This window comes from Streptomyces sp. NPDC022552 (assembly GCF_055561875.1).
In genome coordinates this window covers 430,135-445,292 of record NZ_JBVHGJ010000002.1, presented here as the reverse complement: position 1 = coordinate 445,292, position 15,158 = coordinate 430,135, and the positions used below count along the sequence as shown (strand labels likewise).

The 15,158-nt window shown below is 72.4% G+C and carries 13 protein-coding genes; 7 read left to right on the top strand and 6 right to left on the bottom strand.

All coding sequences use genetic code 11. The features are described from left to right. Positions 1–43: 43 nt before the first annotated feature. Together ACZ3OF_RS06905 and ACZ3OF_RS06900 are read right to left on the bottom strand one after the other, a co-directional pair. Positions 44–1,237: a lipid-transfer protein gene (locus tag ACZ3OF_RS06905; protein ID WP_361674989.1), complete on the bottom strand. Its 1,194-nt coding sequence runs from the start codon at positions 1,235–1,237 to the stop codon at positions 44–46. Positions 1,238–1,249: 12 nt separating this feature from the next. Beyond that, positions 1,250–3,424: an acyl-CoA dehydrogenase gene (locus tag ACZ3OF_RS06900; protein ID WP_467303262.1), complete on the bottom strand. Its 2,175-nt coding sequence runs from the start codon at positions 3,422–3,424 to the stop codon at positions 1,250–1,252. Positions 3,425–3,590: 166 nt separating this feature from the next. Between ACZ3OF_RS06900 and ACZ3OF_RS06895 the strand changes: the two genes are divergently transcribed. Continuing rightward, positions 3,591–4,364, top strand: a complete 774-nt coding sequence (locus ACZ3OF_RS06895) for a hypothetical protein (RefSeq protein WP_467303261.1) — start codon at positions 3,591–3,593, stop codon at positions 4,362–4,364. 104 nt (positions 4,365–4,468) lie between these two features. Here ACZ3OF_RS06895 and ACZ3OF_RS06890 read toward each other — a convergent pair whose 3' ends face one another. After that, on the bottom strand, positions 4,469–6,745 hold the full coding sequence (locus ACZ3OF_RS06890; RefSeq protein WP_467303259.1) for a S9 family peptidase: 2,277 nt from the start codon (positions 6,743–6,745) through the stop codon (positions 4,469–4,471). Positions 6,746–6,886: 141 nt separating this feature from the next. Beyond that, on the bottom strand, positions 6,887–7,558 hold the full coding sequence (locus tag ACZ3OF_RS06885) for a DUF4097 family beta strand repeat-containing protein (protein WP_361674981.1): 672 nt from the start codon (positions 7,556–7,558) through the stop codon (positions 6,887–6,889). A gap of 318 nt (positions 7,559–7,876) precedes the next feature. Here ACZ3OF_RS06885 and ACZ3OF_RS06880 point away from each other — a divergent pair, with 318 nt between their 5' ends. Beyond that, the gene (locus ACZ3OF_RS06880) at positions 7,877–8,521 is read left to right on the top strand and encodes a DNA alkylation repair protein (protein ID WP_361675210.1); all 645 of its coding nucleotides are present in this window, start codon (positions 7,877–7,879) and stop codon (positions 8,519–8,521) included. 104 nt (positions 8,522–8,625) lie between these two features. Continuing rightward, a complete protein-coding gene (locus ACZ3OF_RS06875; RefSeq protein WP_361674979.1) occupies positions 8,626–9,249 on the top strand; it encodes a class I SAM-dependent methyltransferase in 624 nt (207 codons plus the stop codon). Between the two features lie 21 nt (positions 9,250–9,270). Here ACZ3OF_RS06875 and ACZ3OF_RS06870 read toward each other — a convergent pair whose 3' ends face one another. Further along, complete coding sequence (locus tag ACZ3OF_RS06870; protein WP_361674977.1) at positions 9,271–10,833, bottom strand: hypothetical protein; 1,563 nt, start codon at positions 10,831–10,833, stop codon at positions 9,271–9,273. Between the two features lie 374 nt (positions 10,834–11,207). On the opposite strand from ACZ3OF_RS06870, the gene ACZ3OF_RS06865 reads away from it, so the two are divergent. From ACZ3OF_RS06865 to ACZ3OF_RS06855, 3 genes are all read left to right on the top strand, one after another. Then, on the top strand, positions 11,208–12,083 hold the full coding sequence (locus ACZ3OF_RS06865) for an N-acetylmuramoyl-L-alanine amidase (RefSeq protein WP_361674975.1): 876 nt from the start codon (positions 11,208–11,210) through the stop codon (positions 12,081–12,083). 92 nt (positions 12,084–12,175) lie between these two features. Continuing rightward, positions 12,176–13,021, top strand: a complete 846-nt coding sequence (locus ACZ3OF_RS06860) for a DUF5336 domain-containing protein (RefSeq protein WP_467303254.1) — start codon at positions 12,176–12,178, stop codon at positions 13,019–13,021. A 112-nt stretch (positions 13,022–13,133) separates the two neighbouring features. Next, complete coding sequence (locus ACZ3OF_RS06855) at positions 13,134–14,144, top strand: LLM class F420-dependent oxidoreductase (RefSeq protein WP_467303252.1); 1,011 nt, start codon at positions 13,134–13,136, stop codon at positions 14,142–14,144. Between the two features lie 2 nt (positions 14,145–14,146). Here ACZ3OF_RS06855 and ACZ3OF_RS06850 read toward each other — a convergent pair whose 3' ends face one another. Further along, positions 14,147–14,698, bottom strand: a complete 552-nt coding sequence (locus ACZ3OF_RS06850) for a hypothetical protein (RefSeq protein WP_467303250.1) — start codon at positions 14,696–14,698, stop codon at positions 14,147–14,149. Positions 14,699–14,809: 111 nt separating this feature from the next. Between ACZ3OF_RS06850 and ACZ3OF_RS06845 the strand changes: the two genes are divergently transcribed. After that, a complete protein-coding gene (locus tag ACZ3OF_RS06845) occupies positions 14,810–15,097 on the top strand; it encodes a hypothetical protein (RefSeq protein WP_361674967.1) in 288 nt (95 codons plus the stop codon). Positions 15,098–15,158 lie beyond the last annotated feature (61 nt).

The following is a 15,158-nucleotide window of genomic DNA, read 5'->3' as shown; positions in this document are numbered from 1 at the left end:
GATGGTCGCAGACGCTCTGCACCCCGTACATGGGGAATGAGTCCTACGACCTCCGGAGCACCGTGACGACCGCGGCCCCGCCGAGCCCGATGTTGTGCGCGAGGCCGACGCGGGCCCCCTCGACCTGGCGCGGGCCCGCCTCGCCGCGGAGCTGCCAGACCAGTTCGGCCGCCTGGGCGAGACCGGTGGCCCCCAGTGGATGCCCCTTCGAGATCAGTCCGCCGGACGGGTTCACCACCCATCGCCCGCCGTACGTCGTCGCGCCCGACTCGACGAGCTTCCCCGAGGCGCCGTCCTCGCACATGCCGAGGGCCTCGTAGGTGAGCAGCTCGTTGATGGAGAAGCAGTCGTGCAGCTCCACCACGTCGACGTCCTCGATGCCGAGGCCCGACCTCTCGTACACCTGCCGGGCCGCGGCGCGCGACATGGGCCGGCCGACCGCGTCGATGCACGAGCCGGAGGCGAAGGAGTCCTCCGTGTCGGTGGTCATCGCCTGGGCCGCGATCTCGACGGCCTTGTCGTGCAGCCCGTGCTCGACGACGAACCGCTCCGACACCACGACCGCCGCCGCGGAGCCGTCCGAGGTCGGCGAGCACTGCAATTTGGTCAGCGGCCGGTGGATCGTCTTCGCCGCGAGGATCTCCTCGACCGAGTACACGTCCTGGAACTGGGCGTTGGGGTTGTTCGCCGAGTGCCGGTGGTTCTTGGCGCCGACGGCGGCGAGCTGGGCCTCCGTCGTCCCGTACCGCTCCATGTGCTCACGGGCCGCGTTGCCGAAGATCTGCGCGGTCGGCGGGGACATCTCGAAGCCGTGGCCGGCGGCCATGATGCCGTAGTGCCGGGCGACCGGCGAGGTCTTGAAGTCGCCCCCGTCCGAGCCCCCGCCCAAGGCCCCCCGCGCCATCTTCTCGAAGCCGAGCGCGAGGACGCAGTCGGAGATCCCGCCCTCCACGAACTGCCGGGCCATCATCAGCGCCGTCGACGCCGTGGCGCAGTTGTTGTTGACGTTGTAGACGGGCACACCGGTCAGGCCGAGTTCGTACGCGGCGCGCTGCCCGGCCGTCGAGGCCTGGAAGCAGTAGCCGACGGGGACCTGCTCGACCTGCTCGTAGGAGACTCCGGCATCGGCGAGCGCCGCCGTGCCGGCCTCGCGCGCCATGTCCCAGTACTGCCAGTCGCGCGTCTCGGGCTTCTCGAACTTCGTCATCCCGACGCCGACGATGTACGCCTTCCCCATCTTCGTTCCCCCTCAGTCCCTCGGCAGGCCGAGCAGACGCTCGGCGACGACATTGAGCTGGACCTGCGTGGTGCCGCCCGCGATGGTGAGGCAGCGGGACATCAGCAGGCCGTGGACGGCCCGCTCCCCCGGCCCCTCCCGCACCGCGCCCTCGGGGCCGAGGACCTCGAGCGTGAGCTCGGCGAGCTTCTGCTGATGGACGGTCTGGACGAGCTTGCGGACGCTGGCCCCCGCGCCCGGTTCCAGGCCGGAGACCTGGAGCATCGTGGTCCGCAGCCCGATGCAGGCGAGCGCGTGCGCCTCGGCCGCCAGAGCCCCGATCCGTACGCGTACGGTGCTGTCGGCGTCGGCCGCCCGCTCGATCAGCGCTTCGAGACCGGAGTCGAAGGCGACCTGGTCGGCCATGTGGACGCGTTCGTTGCCGAGGGTGTTGCGGGCGACGCGCCAGCCGTCGTCGACCTCGCCGACGACGGCGTCGGCCGGCAGCAGCACGTCGTCGAAGAACACCTCGTTGAAGAGCGAGTCGCCGGTGATCTCCTTGAGCGGCCGGATGTCGATGCCGGGCGTGGTCTTCATGTCGACGAGGAAGTACGTGAGCCCCCGGTGCTTCGGCGCGTCCGGGTCGGTGCGGGCGAGCAGGATGCCGTGGTCGGCCCACTGGGCCGCGCTCGTCCACACCTTCTGTCCGTTGATCCGCCAGCGGCCGTCCTCGGTGCGTTCCGCCCTGGTGCGGAGGGAGGCGAGGTCGGAGCCGGCGCCGGGCTCGGAGAAGAGCTGGCACCAGAGCAGCTCGCCCCTGAGAGTGGCGGCGAGGTAGCGCTCCTGCTGCTCGGCCGTTCCGTACGCGAGGAGGGAGGGGACGACCCAGGTCGCGATGCCTAGTCCGCCGATCACTATCCCGGCCGCGTCCAACTCCGCCTGTACCGCGAGTTGTTGCAGCGGCCCGGCGCCGAGCCCGTACGGCACGGGCAGGTGCGGGGCCGCGTAGCCGGTGGCGGCGAGGGCGCGGCGGGCGGCCCGCGGGTCGAGCCCGGCGGCGGGTGCGACCGCCTCGCGCGCCGCGGCGCGGAACGTGTCGGCCTCGGGTGGCAGTTCGAGCCTCAGCTCGCGTCTGGCACCTTCGGCCGCGAGCCGTACGGCGTGCGCGCGGTGGGTGTCGCCCGAGCCGAGGAGCTGGCGGGCGACGAGAGCGCGGCGGAGGGAGAGATGGGCGTCGTGCTCCCAGGTGAAGCCGATGCCGCCGAGGATCTGGATGCAGTCCTTGGCACAGCTGTAGGCGGCGTCGAGGGCGGTGGAGGCGGCGAGCGCGGCGGTCAGGGAGCGCGCCTCGTCCTCGGTCGCCCGGGCCGCGTCCCAGGTGAGGGCGCGGGCCTGTTCGACCCGTACGAGCATGTCGGCACAGAGGTGCTTGACTCCCTGGAACTGCCCGATGGGCCGCCCGAACTGCTCGCGCGTCCTGGCGTACCCGGCGGCTGTCTCCAGCGCCCGGGCGGCGTTCCCGCAGGCGTCGGCGGCGTACAGCACGGCGGCGAGATCCGGTACGAGGGTGGGGTCGACGTCCAGGATCCGGTGGGCGGGCACGTGCGTCCCGTCGGCGGTGACCTGGGCGGTCGGCCGGGTGGGGTCGGCGCTCTCGTGGGGGCGGACGGCGAGGGTGTCGGCGTCGACGGCGACCCGGACGACACCGCGTGCGGTGCTCGCGGCCAGGATCAGCAGATCGGCCTGGGCGCCGCCGAGGACGGGCGGGGCGCTGCCGTCGAGCAGCAGCCCGCCCTCGGCCTCGACGGCGGTCAGCCCACCGGGCCCGAGGGCGACCGCCCCGATCCGGGCCCCGCTCGCGAGGTCGGCGGCAAGCTCCGTCACGAGTCCGGCGGCGTCGGCGCGGCGCAGGATCTCCGCGGCGAGCACGGTGGGGAGGTACGGCCCCGGCAGCAGCGCCCGCGCGGCCTCCTCCAGCACGACGGCCAGGTCGACGAGATCGCCGCCCCCGCCCCCGTACGCCTCGCCCAGATGGATCCCGAGGAGCCCCTGGCCGGCGAGCGCGTCCCAGTGGGCGGGCCGCCCGACGACGCCCGCGGCAGGCGCGTCCAGAAGCTTCCGTACATCCTCGGGCGGTACGGCCCGAGCGAACCACCCGCGCACGGACCGGGCCAACTCCCGCTGCTCTTGCGTGATTCCGATGCCCATGGGGCGCAGACTAGAACACGTTTCAATCTGACGGAAGGTCAGATACGCGCCGGATGCGCGAGATCAAGGAGGAGGGAGAACCCGGGTGACGGAGGCTTCCGTCACGCGTACAGTCGGGATCTTCGGCCGGCGGAAGCCACCGGAGTCCCACTGAGGCCCGCCCACCATGACGAACGTCGACGACACTCCCGCACGACGCCGGCTCGACCGCGCTCTCGACCGCCTGGACACCACCTTTCGCGGCATGACCGCCCGCCGCGAGGAGCAGCAGTGCGACTGCCACTGGGGAAGCGCGGAGGAGCTCGCGCAGCTGAAGGTTCCGGACATCGAGCTCGACCCCGGCCTTCTGCGCCGCACCTGGACCGCCCCCGACTGGAACGATCACGGCGCGGTGCTGCGCCGCATCCTGCCCCAGTTCGCCCGAGCACTGGTCGACGGCCTCGTGGAGAAGTCCCTGTTCGGCATGGGCAGGGTGGGGCACTCGTTCGCCCGTGGTCACTGGCGGCAGTGGCCCGCGGACCAGAGCGCCGCGGTATGGGAGTTCCTGCGGGCCTGGTGGGCCCACAGCCTCACCGATCCGGCTCCCCCCGTCCCCGTCCACGAAGTCCTCGCCCTGTGCACCGAAGCGTCCACCACGCTCGGCCCGTGGCTCGCGGTCTGGGAGGCGCTCGACGACGCCGTCGCCGACCGGCACCTGGCCGAGGCCGCTGCCCACTGGGAGTACGACCTGCTGGGTGATGAACTTCCCTGGGACGCGTGGGACACGTGGAACGACAGGGAAGCCTTGCGCACCGAACTTGCCGCCTGGCTCGTCCGATGCGCCCCCGCGCGGCTCCGTGGCCAGGACGCCCACGAGGAACTGCTGCACCGGATACGGCTCATCGGGCTCACCGGCCCCGCGCGCTGGGACGACCCCCACTGGCCCAAGCACCGTTACTGAGCCGCCCCGTACCGCACTGAGCCGCCCCGTACCGCGCTCCTGCGGGGAGCCGGCTCAGGCGGCGCGCGCCTCCTCGCGCCGGCTCACCCCCGACAGGACCGTACTCAGGCGAACATCTCGGCCAGCAGCTCCGGGCCGATCGCGATGGGGGCCGGGCGGTACGCGGGGGGCCGCGTGCCCATCAGTTCGCGGACCATGAAGTCCCAGCACCGCGTGCGGACGTAGGCCAGGGAGTCGATGAACGTGTGCTCGGCCCCGGGCACGATCAGCAGCTCGAAGTCCTTGCCCGCGGCGACGAGCCGGTCGGCCAGTCGAAGCGTGTGGTCCGGGTGGACCTGGTCGTCCATCTCGCCGTGGACGAGCAGCAGCTTGCCCGCCAGCCGGTCCGCGAGGTCGACGTTGGAGGCGCGGGCCCAGGCTTCCGGGTTGTCCGCACCGCCGTAGGTCTCCACGAAACCCGGGTTGAAGCAGCGGGCCTCGTGCGAGCCGGAGAGGGCGACCCCGGCCCTGTACACCTCCGGGAAGTCCAGCATCGCCCGCGCCGCGGCGAACCCGCCTCCGGAGTGGCCGAACACGCCCACCCGGTCCAGGTCCATCCACGGCCGGGACCCGGCCAGCTGCCGGAGCGCCGCGACATGGTCGGCCAGGCAGCCCGCGTCGGCCAGATTGCCGAAGGAGGCATCGTGGAAGGACTTGTCCCGCCCGGGAGTCCCCCGCCCGTCCAGCGCCACCACCACGAAGCCCAGCGCCGCGAGGGGTTCGGCGTCGAGGCCCATCCCGCCGGGGTCGAAGCACGGGGCGACCCGTTCGACCTGCGGGCCGGGGTAGACGTTGTCCACCACCGGATAGCGCCGGGCGGGGTCGAACCCCCGCGGCCGGTACAGCACCCCGTAGATGTCCGTCACCCCGTCGGCCGCCTTGACGCGGAACCGTTCCGGCGGCGTCCAGCCGGTGGCCACGAGCTTGCCGATGTCGGCGCGCTCCAGCTCCACCAGCACCCGCCCGGTCCAGTCGCGGACCGTCGTCACCGGCGGGGTGTCGACGGTGGACGCGGAGTCCACGAAGTACTCCTGGCCGTCCCCCATGGTGACCATGTGGTCCAGCGCGTCGTCCGTGATCCGGGCGAAGCCGGAGCCGTCCAGTCCGACCCGGCACACCGTGCGCCGGTACGGATCCTCGTCGACCAGCCCCGAGGCGGTGAAGTACACCACCCGCTCGTCCTCGTCGACGCGCAGGATCTGCCGTACCCCCCACCGCCCGGAGGTGACCTGTCCGAGCAGCGCGCCGGTGCGCAGGTCGTACCGGTACAGATGGCCCCGGCCGTCGCGCTGCGAGTACCAGAGCACCTCGTCGGCGAGGACGCGCACGAGCGGGGGCTCCAGCATCCACTGGTTGGGCTCCACCCGGGTCTCCCCGGTCTCGCTGAGTACTTCGGTGACCTCGCCGGTGGCCGGGTCGAGGCGGTACAGGGTGAGCGTGCGCAGGTCACGAGGCCGGCCGAGGTAGTGGACCGCCGAGCTGTCCGGGGCCCACCACGCCCACTTGGCCGTGATCGGCGACATCACCGGCATGAGCAGCGGCTCGGCCTGCGCGCGGACCACCGCGCCGGTGGCGACGTCCAGCACGACCAGCTCGGCCTGCGGCAGGTTCTCGTCCCCGGCGTAGGCGTACCGCTGGGTGTGCAGGCGGGGCTCCGCGCCGTCGGCGGGCCGTGCCTCCACGAGGTGGGTCTGCCGGACGCCGCGCTCGTCGGTCCGGTGGGCGAGGACCTTCGTCGAGTCGGGCGACCAGGCCACCGCGGGAGGCAGGTACGGCAGGCCGATCTTGCGCAGCAGGGTGCCGTTCCCGGTGCATTCGGGGCCCGTGCCGTACTGGTGGGCGGGCTCGCCGTCGGTGGTCAGCGCCCACTCACGGCCGTCGGAGAGCGAGCGTGCCCACAGGTCGTGCCCCCGCCGGGAGACCGCGAGCTTGCTGTCGGGCGACGGGACGTCGAGGGGGTTGCCGGGCGGCGTGAACTCGGCGCGCTCGCAGGCGTAACCGTCCAGGTGACAACGCCAGTACTCGCCGAACGCGGCGAACTCGACGGCGTGCCCGGTCAGTTCGACTGCCGCGAACGGCAGGGCCTCGGGGTCGACCTGCTGTCCGGAGGCGGCGGCCAGCGCGGTGGCGAGCAGGGCGTGGTCGAAGGCCGGCTCGCGGGTGCCGGCCGCCGGGTCGACCAGGACGAACCGCCTGCCGGCGCCGTTGCTCACCGAATACCAGAAGCGGGCTCCCCCGTCGATCCACTGCGGCCTGACCTTGTCGCCGACGACGAGCTCGCCGGGGCGGGCGGGGCGGCGGAGGAGCTGCTCCGCGGCCTGGTAGTCCTGAGTGGTGCTCAATCTCTTCGTCCTTCCTCGTCGATGTGATGCGGTGCCGGGTGGTGCGATGCGGTGGGATGCCGGGTCGGGCCGGGCGGCGGCGGACGGTGAGGGCACCGTCCGCCGCGGGTGGGCGCCACGACCTGCCGTTCGGGCGGGGCGTCAGAGGCTGCGGGCGGTGATGTCGCCGTAGGCGGTGGTCGCCTGGATGTTCAGGGCGGCGGCCGCGCCGTCGGCGTTCCGGAGCGCGTTGCGGATCCGCCCGTAGGAGGTACCGGCGTCCAGGGAGGCGGAGACCCCGCGGGCGGCGTCGACCGAGATCTCACCGGCGTCGGTGCGCAGGACGACCTCGCCGCCGACGGCCTCGGCGATCCTGATGTCGCCCTTCTTGGTGCTGATCTCGGCGGAGCCGCCCAGGCGGCCGACCACCACGTCACCGGCGAGCAGGGCGAGGCGGACGCTCGCGGCCTCGTCGAGCTTGACCGGGCCCTGGGCGGCCTCGACGGTGACGTCGCCGAGGCGTCCGACGCCCCGGAGGTCGGCGGCGGCCGCCTTGGCCTCGACGCGGGAGCCGGCGGGCAGCTGGACGGTCACCTCGACCGAACCGGAGCTGCCGAGGATCTCCCTCTTCGCCGGCGCGGCCTCGATCCGCAGGACACCGTCGACGAACTCGACGCGGGTCTGCTCGGCGGCCTTCACGTCGCGGCCGTTGGAGGCGTCCGCGGGCAGGATCTCGACGGTGGTGTCGGCCCGGTCGGCGGCGATGAAGCGGATGCGTCCGGCGGGGACGTCGAGGACGGCGGCGATCGGGGCGAGGGTGTCGAACGTCTGCATGTGACTCTCCTTCATCTGAGCGGGCGCTCCGTGCGCCGCGCTGTTTCCGATGATGGAAAAGCTACGTTGCATTCACGATCTAGGCAACAGACCGATTGCGCTTGATTCTCATACACGCAGCTCACAGCCCTCAAATCGTTGCAACGACTTCAAAGCTAACGCAACAATGCCTGTCCGGCTGTTGCAATGAAATGAAGCTGAATCTCCTGTGACGCAACGGCGGCGTCGGCCACGGCGGCCACGGCCGCCCGCCGTACCCTGGATCCCACCCGCGACGGACAGGAGGCCGAGGTGACCGGGACGACGGTGACGGAGGTCATGGCCGATCTGGCCGTGCTCGAAGACCCGAAGATGCGCAGGGTGAACGAGAAGCACGGTGACGATCACGGTGTGAACCTCGGCAAGCTGCGCGCGCTCGCGAAGCAGCTCAAGACGCAGCAGGATCTCTCGCGCGAGCTCTGGACGACGGGTGACACCGCCGCGAGGCTCCTGGCGCTCCTGATCTGCCGCCCGAAGGCCTTCGGGCGCGACGAGCTCGACACCATGCTCCGCGAGGCACGTGCGCCCAAGGTGCACGACTGGCTCGTGAACTACGTGGTGAAGAAGAGCCCGTACGCCGAGGAGCTGCGCCTCTCCTGGTTCGAGGACCCGGATCCCGTGGTCGCGAGCGCCGGCTGGGCGCTGACCACCGAGCGCGTGGCGAAGAAGCCCGAGGGCCTCGACCTCCCGGGCCTCCTCGACATCGTCGAGGCGGAGATGAAGGACGCCCCGGAGCGGCTGCAGTGGGCGATGAACCACTGCCTGGCGCAGATCGGGATCGAGCTCCCCGAGTACCGCGCCCGCGCGGTCGACATCGGTGAGCGGCTCGAAGTGCTCAAGGACTACCCGACCGCCCCGAACTGCACCTCGCCGTTCGCGCCCGCCTGGATCGCCGAGATGGTGCGGCGCAAGGAGGCGGTCTAGCGGTCGCCGGGTGGGCCGGTCGCGGGCGGGGACGGTGTGGTTCGCCGGCGACGCGTAGGGCACGATGGGCGCTCGCACCTGCGTACCCGCCAGTAGGAGGACCCATGCCCGCGCCCGAGATCCTCGCCGCCTTCGAGGCCGCCAAGGGCTTCATGCCCGTCGACGAGGGGCTCGCGCTGCACGCCGCCGCCACGGAGGCCGCCAGGCTCGGGCTGCCGCTGCTCGAGGTCGGCACGTACTGCGGGCGCTCCACGATCCTGCTCGCCGACGTGGCGCGGGAGGCGGGGACCGTCGCGGTGACCGTGGACCACCACCGGGGCAGCGAGGAGCAGCAGCCGGGGTGGGAGTACCACGACCCGACTGTCGTGGACCCCGAGGTCGGACTCATGGACACCCTGCCCACCTTCCGCCGGACGCTGCGCAGGGCGGGCCTGGAGGAGCACGTGATCGCCGTCGTCGGCCGCTCCCCGCAGGTCGCGAAGGTCTGGGCGGGCGACCTGGCCCTCGTCTTCATCGACGGCGGGCACACGGACGAGCACGCCACCAACGACTACGAGGGCTGGGCGCCCAAGGTCGCCGCCGGTGGCCTGCTCGTCATCCACGACGTCTTCCCGAACCCGGAGGACGGCGGACAGGCCCCGTACCGCATCTACCTCCGGGCCCTGGAGTCCGGCGACTTCGAGGAGGTCTCCGTGACGGACTCCCTCCGCGTCCTGCGCCGCCGTTAGAAGCCGAAGCCCAGGTCGAAGCTAGAAGCCGAAGCCCGAGGTCACGTACAGGCAGTTCGTGTACGAGTACCCCGGCTCGATCTTCGCCGTGCTCGACTTGTCCGCCGCCGACAGCGTGCCCGCCGTCTCCGACCGCTTCTGCAGGAAGTGGTACTGGCCGGCGGGCAGCGTCAGCGTCGCCTTCGGGTACTTCGAGGACGGACCGGTACACACCTTGGGCTTCGCCGCGCCCAGCCGGAGACTGCCCTCGTACGCCCGGCAGCTCCCGCACGCCTTCAGCGTGACCCGGCCGGTCACCGGCCCGGTGTAGAGCAGCTCGACCGCACCCGGGCCGTCGTTGGACACCACCATGACCATCCGGGAGCCGCCGGGCGCGGTGGCGGACGGCAGCCGGCTGCCCGCGGCCGGCGTCTCGTCCGCTATCTCGGCGGCGATCGCGATGGTCCTGGCGTGAGCGGTCTGCGGGCTGTCCGGGTACCGCTCGGCGTACTCCGTCATCGTCTGGACGGCCTCGCTGAACTCCTTGCCCTTGAACTGCTCGACCCCGCAGGCGAAGTCGCCCTTCTGTATCTCCTTGCCCGTGTCGCGCGCGACGGCGGCGAACGTGGCCTCCGGCTGGAGGGCGCCCACGGAGGTGTCGAAGCGCCGCAGTTCGACGACGGCGGCGCAGGCGCCGGTGGCACCGGCGGATATCGCGGCGGACCGGGTCCTGAGGCCCTCACGGACCGCGGGCTCGACCCTCCCCGCGTACGGGGACTGGGGGAACGTCGAGAGCAGCGCGTTGAGATGCTCCCCGGCTGTCGTCTCGGTGCCCGCGCGGCCGAGTCCGGCGACCCCGCACTCGTACCAGGAGTGGGCCAGCGGGTCGTCCGCCTTCCCCGTCAGCCCGGCGAGCAGCCCGCGGTCCACCGTCCCCGGCAGGGCCCGCAGATGCTGGAGGCCCGGGACGGCCTCGCAGTACTTCTTCTGTTCGTACGGGGCGGAGACGGACGCGTAGTAGTCCGCGAGCCGGTCCGGGACGAGCTTGCCCGCCCGCGAGCCCGCGTGCTTCGTACCGAGCTCCTGGTACACGGCGAGCGCCTTGCGGTACGTGTGCTCGGCACCGCCGAAGCTCTGCCCCTCGACCGACGTGACCTGCTGGTCGGCGGCGGCCAGGCGGGCCAGGAGCGACTGCTCGACCGCCTCGTCCCGCGCCGCGCCATAGGCGACCGAGCCGCCGACCGGCACCGCGAGGAGGACCAGCGCGAGGGCCAGCGGAAGCGCGAGACGCCGCGAGGCGGCGCCCGTCCCCGCGCCCGACGCGCCGCCGAGCGCGAGCGGGGCGCGCAGCCCGCGCCGGGCCCCGTCGACGGCAGCGGCCAGCAGGACGACGCCGTAACCGGCGAGGACGCCGGTGGGGACCCCGTCCACGTCGGCGGGGAGCGCGACGAGCAGCAGGAGGGCGGTCGCCAGCCAGCAGACGGCGGCCAGGATCCACTGCTTGAGCAGGACGTAGCCGAGCCCGAGGCAGGAGAGGTTCAGCAACCCGACGAGGACGGCTTGCGCCGGGTTCGACTCCGGTGGCGCGGGTGGCGGCGCGGGCATGCCGGGCGGTTCCGCGGGCGGCGGCGGAAAGAGGGGTCCGCCGGGCGCACCCGGCGGACCAGGTGCCCCTATGAACCCAGGAACCCCTGGCGTCCCCGGCGCCCCCGGCGTCCCCTGCGGCTCTGATGCCCCCGGTGACCCCTGCGTCCCCGCAGGCCCAGGCGCCCCCGGCGCCCCATAGGCCCAGGGCGTCTCCGAGACCCTCGGGTCTCTCGGCTCCCCCGGCTCGGACGTCGGACGTGCGTCGTTCGGCTCTTCCCCCGCCACAGTTCCCCCCGTGGTCCGCGTGTCCTCTCTCCCTACCCATCACAGCCCCCGCACAGTCCCGTCGCGTCAACGGACCGCCCGGCGACACCGCCCACTAGAGTCGCAAGGTGCCGTACGACCACCACAAGATCCTCACCCCCGCCGCAGCGCTCACCGGGGCCCTCACCGCCTGTGCCGCCCTCGCCGGCTGCGGCGCCGGCCCGCAGTCCGACGCCCCGAGGACACCGGACGCCAAAACGACCCAGTCCGCGGCCTCGACCCCGGCGTCCCCGGACTCGGCCTCGGCCGCCCCGGCCCCCGCCCAGGCCCTCCCGCTCGCCGGGCGCACGATCGTCGTCGACCCCGGTCACAATCCCGGCAATTTCCAGCATTCCCGGGAAATCAACCAGAAGGTCGATATCGGCACAGCACGCAAGGAATGCGACACCACCGGCACCTCCACGAACGCCGACTACACCGAAGCCGCATTCACCCTGGATGTTTCACACCGTCTGCGCGATCTCCTCAAGGCCCAGGGCGCGAAGGTCGTGCTCACCCACGACGCCGACCGCCCCTTCGGTCCCTGCATCGACGAGCGGGCCCGGATCGGCAACTCCGCGCGCGCCGACGCCGTCGTCTCCGTGCACGCCGACGGATCCGCCACCGGCAACCGTGGATTCCATGTGATCGTGCCCGCCCAGGTCAGTTCCGGCGCGGCCGACACCCAGAAGATCGTCGGCCCCTCCCGCGACCTCGGCGAGAACATCGCCCGGCACTTCGCCCGGGCGACCGGCACCGCGCCCGCCAACTACCTCGGCTCCGGAACGGGGTTGGACGTACGGGACGACCTCGGGGGACTCAATCTCTCGACCGTGCCCAAGGTGTTCGTCGAATGCGGCAATATGCGTGATTCGAAGGATGCCGCACTCCTCACGAACGCGGCATGGCGTCAGAAAGCGGCGCAGGGCATCGCGGACGGCATCGGGACCTACCTCAAGGGGTAGTACCGACGGGCGATAGATTCCCTCCGTACGATGGGGGCCGCCCCCGTGCTTTCGCGCCACCCCGACGAGACGACCCGACGAAGGACTCTTACGTGAATATCCGCTCCCTCACTCGAGGCGATGGCGTTCTGATCGGTGCAGCGGTGGTGCTGTTCATCGCCTCATTCCTCGACATCAGCGGCTGTGACGCCGGCGCCGCCATCTGCGACCAGGTCCCGAGCACGAACTCCTGGGAGATCTCGCCCCTCGGCTGGGGCGCCTTCCTCCTCGGCATCGCGGGTGCCGCCCTCGTCGTCGTGTCGCACGCGCTTCCGCAGCCCCGCAAGGTCGTGGGTCTGGAGCTGGGCCAGATCGGCGTCGCGTTCGCCGTGGCCTCGGCCTGGAACGTGCTGATGTGGATGTTCGAGTCCGAGAACGCCGGTGCCGGCCTCATCCTCGGCCTCATCGCCGCCCTGATCCTGGCGGCCGCCGCCGTCGCCGCCCCGCTGGTCCCGGCCCTCAAGGGCCCGCTGCTGAGCGCGCCGAAGCCGCAGACCCCGCAGCCGTACGGCATGCAGCCGGGCCAGCCCGGCCAGCAGGGCGTCCCCGGTGGCTACGGCTACCCGGGCGCCCAGCAGCAGCCCTACGGCGCTCAGCCCCAGCCGTACCCGGGCCAGCCGCAGCCCGACGCGCAGGCCCAGCAGGCCCCTCAGCCCACGACCGCCCAGTCGGCTCCGGCGCAGGGTCAGGGTCAGTCCGGCGACTTCGCGCCGTTCTGGTTCGCGGTCCCGGTCGCCCGTCCGCTGTACGCGGAGGACGGCTCGCCCACCCCGATCGCCGAACTGGCCCCCGGTACCTGGTACCTGGCGGTCGAGCAGCGCGGCCCGGGCCTGATCGCCCAGACGCAGGACGGCCGCCGCGGTGTCCTCCAGGACACCACCGGCATCCAGCGCGGCTGAGCACGCACGCTCCCACGGCCCCTCGCCCGGAACCCCTTCCGGGCGAGGGGCCGTTGTCGTACAGTCCCCCGGGAAGTGATGATCTGACGAACCGTCAGGAAGGCTGGACGTCATGCGCCTCGGACTCGCTCTCGGCTACTGGGGACGCGGCCCCTCCCCCGCCCATCTGGAACTCGCCCGCGAGGCGGAGCGGCTCGGGTACGACTCGGTGTGGACCGCCGAGGCCTGGGGGTCCGACGCGTTCACCGCGCTGACCTGGATCGCCGCGCACACCTCCCGTATCGGACTGGGGACCGCCGTCGCGCAGATGGCCGCGCGGACGCCCACCGCCACCGCCATGCACGCCCTCACGCTCGACCACCTCTCCGGCGGGCGGATGATGCTCGGCCTCGGCCTGTCCGGGCCGCAGGTCGTCGAGGGCTGGTACGGCCGGCCCTTCCCCCGCTCCCCGTTGACGGCGACCCGCGAGTACGTGGACGTGATCCGGCAAGTGCTGCGGCGCGAGGGGCCTGTCGCGCTGGACGGACGGTTCCACTCCCACCCGTACTCCGGGGACGACGGCACCGGGCTCGGCAAGGCCCTCAAGCCGATCACCCACCCCCTGCGGGCCGACCTGCCGGTGCTGCTCGGGGCGGAGGGCCCCAAGAACATCGCCCAGACCCTGCGGATCGCCGACGGCTGGCTGCCGCTCTACTGGTCCCCCTCGCGGTACGCCGAGGTCTACGCCCTCCCCGACCGGCTCCCCGACGGCTTCCGTGTCGCGCCCATGGTCCGTGCGCAGCTCTGCGACGACCCGGCCGAGGGGCTGCTGCCCGTCAAGGCGATGCTCGGCTTCTACATCGGCGGCATGGGGCACGCCGCCCGGAACTTCCACGCCGACCTGATGGGGCGCATGGGGTACGAGTCCGAGGCCCGGCACATCCAGGAGCTGTTCGCCGCGGGCCGCCGCGAGGAGGCCGTGCTCGCCGTGCCCGACGCCTTCGCGGACGAGATCTCGCTCGTCGGGCCGAGGGAGCGGATCGCCGAACGGCTCGACCGGTGGCACAAGGGCCCGGTCACCGACCTGCTGGTCACGGCGCCCGACCCGGCCACGCTACGGCTGCTCGCGGAGCTCAACACATGACGTCATCCGCCCAGTTGTGACGTGCTGGGCACCTTGTCGGTCACCACCGCGCCCGCGCTCCTGCCCGCGTCCTTCACGTCGGTGATGACGTCCTCGAACGCCCCGACGTCGGCCTCGCTCGCCTCGCCCTTGCGGAGCTTGGTGCCGAGGTCCTTGAGCTTGTCGATGCCCGCCGTGAGCGGCGCGACCGCCTTGGACAGGAGCGGGTCACCCTTGGCGTTCTCCGCCGCCGCCTTGAGCCGGTTGTACGCGAAGGCGCCCGCGAGGCCCGCCTTGACCAGGGCGAACGTCCGTCCGTCCGTGCCCTTCTCGAACTTGCCGTCGCGGTACGGCTTGACGATCCACTGGTACGTCGCGCCCGCCGCCAGGCCCGCGTTGGCCACGAAGCGGGTCTTGGCGAGCCGCTGCTGCTCGACCGTGCCCGTCGGCGTCGCCGTGCCGCTCGCGCTCTCGTCGTCCCCGCCGCAGGCGGCGTTCGTCAGGAGCAGCGCGCAGGAGAGCACGAGCGCCACGACGCCGCGGCGTATCGGACCGGAGGGCACGGAACGGGGCACGGCGGAACCTCCCTGAGGGCTTTGGCCACAGCCTCGCCCCGCCCCTGCGGCTCTGCCACCCGGGCGACTCCGAACGGGTTTCGGCCAACGGATCGCGGCAAACCGAACGTCATGACTTCACGCAGCGGCACAACGCAGACGGCGAGAGTCATCGCCGTGGTCGCCGACATCATGGCCGGCCTGATCATCCTGTGGATCCTCATGTACCTGCTGGAGGCCAACCGGGCCAACGCCCTGGTGAGCTTCGTACAGGACGCCGCCCACTGGCTGGCGGCATGGTCCTACGACCTCTTCACCTTCGACGAGGCGTGGGCGCGCGTGGTGACGGGGTACGGTCTCGCCGCCGTCGTATACCTCGCGATAGGCCACGCGGTCGCGGGCGGCCTGCGCCGCCACTGACACCGGGAGCCAGCCCGCCGCGGTTGACCCAGGGTCGGCCCGGCGGCCACCTCCCCCGGCA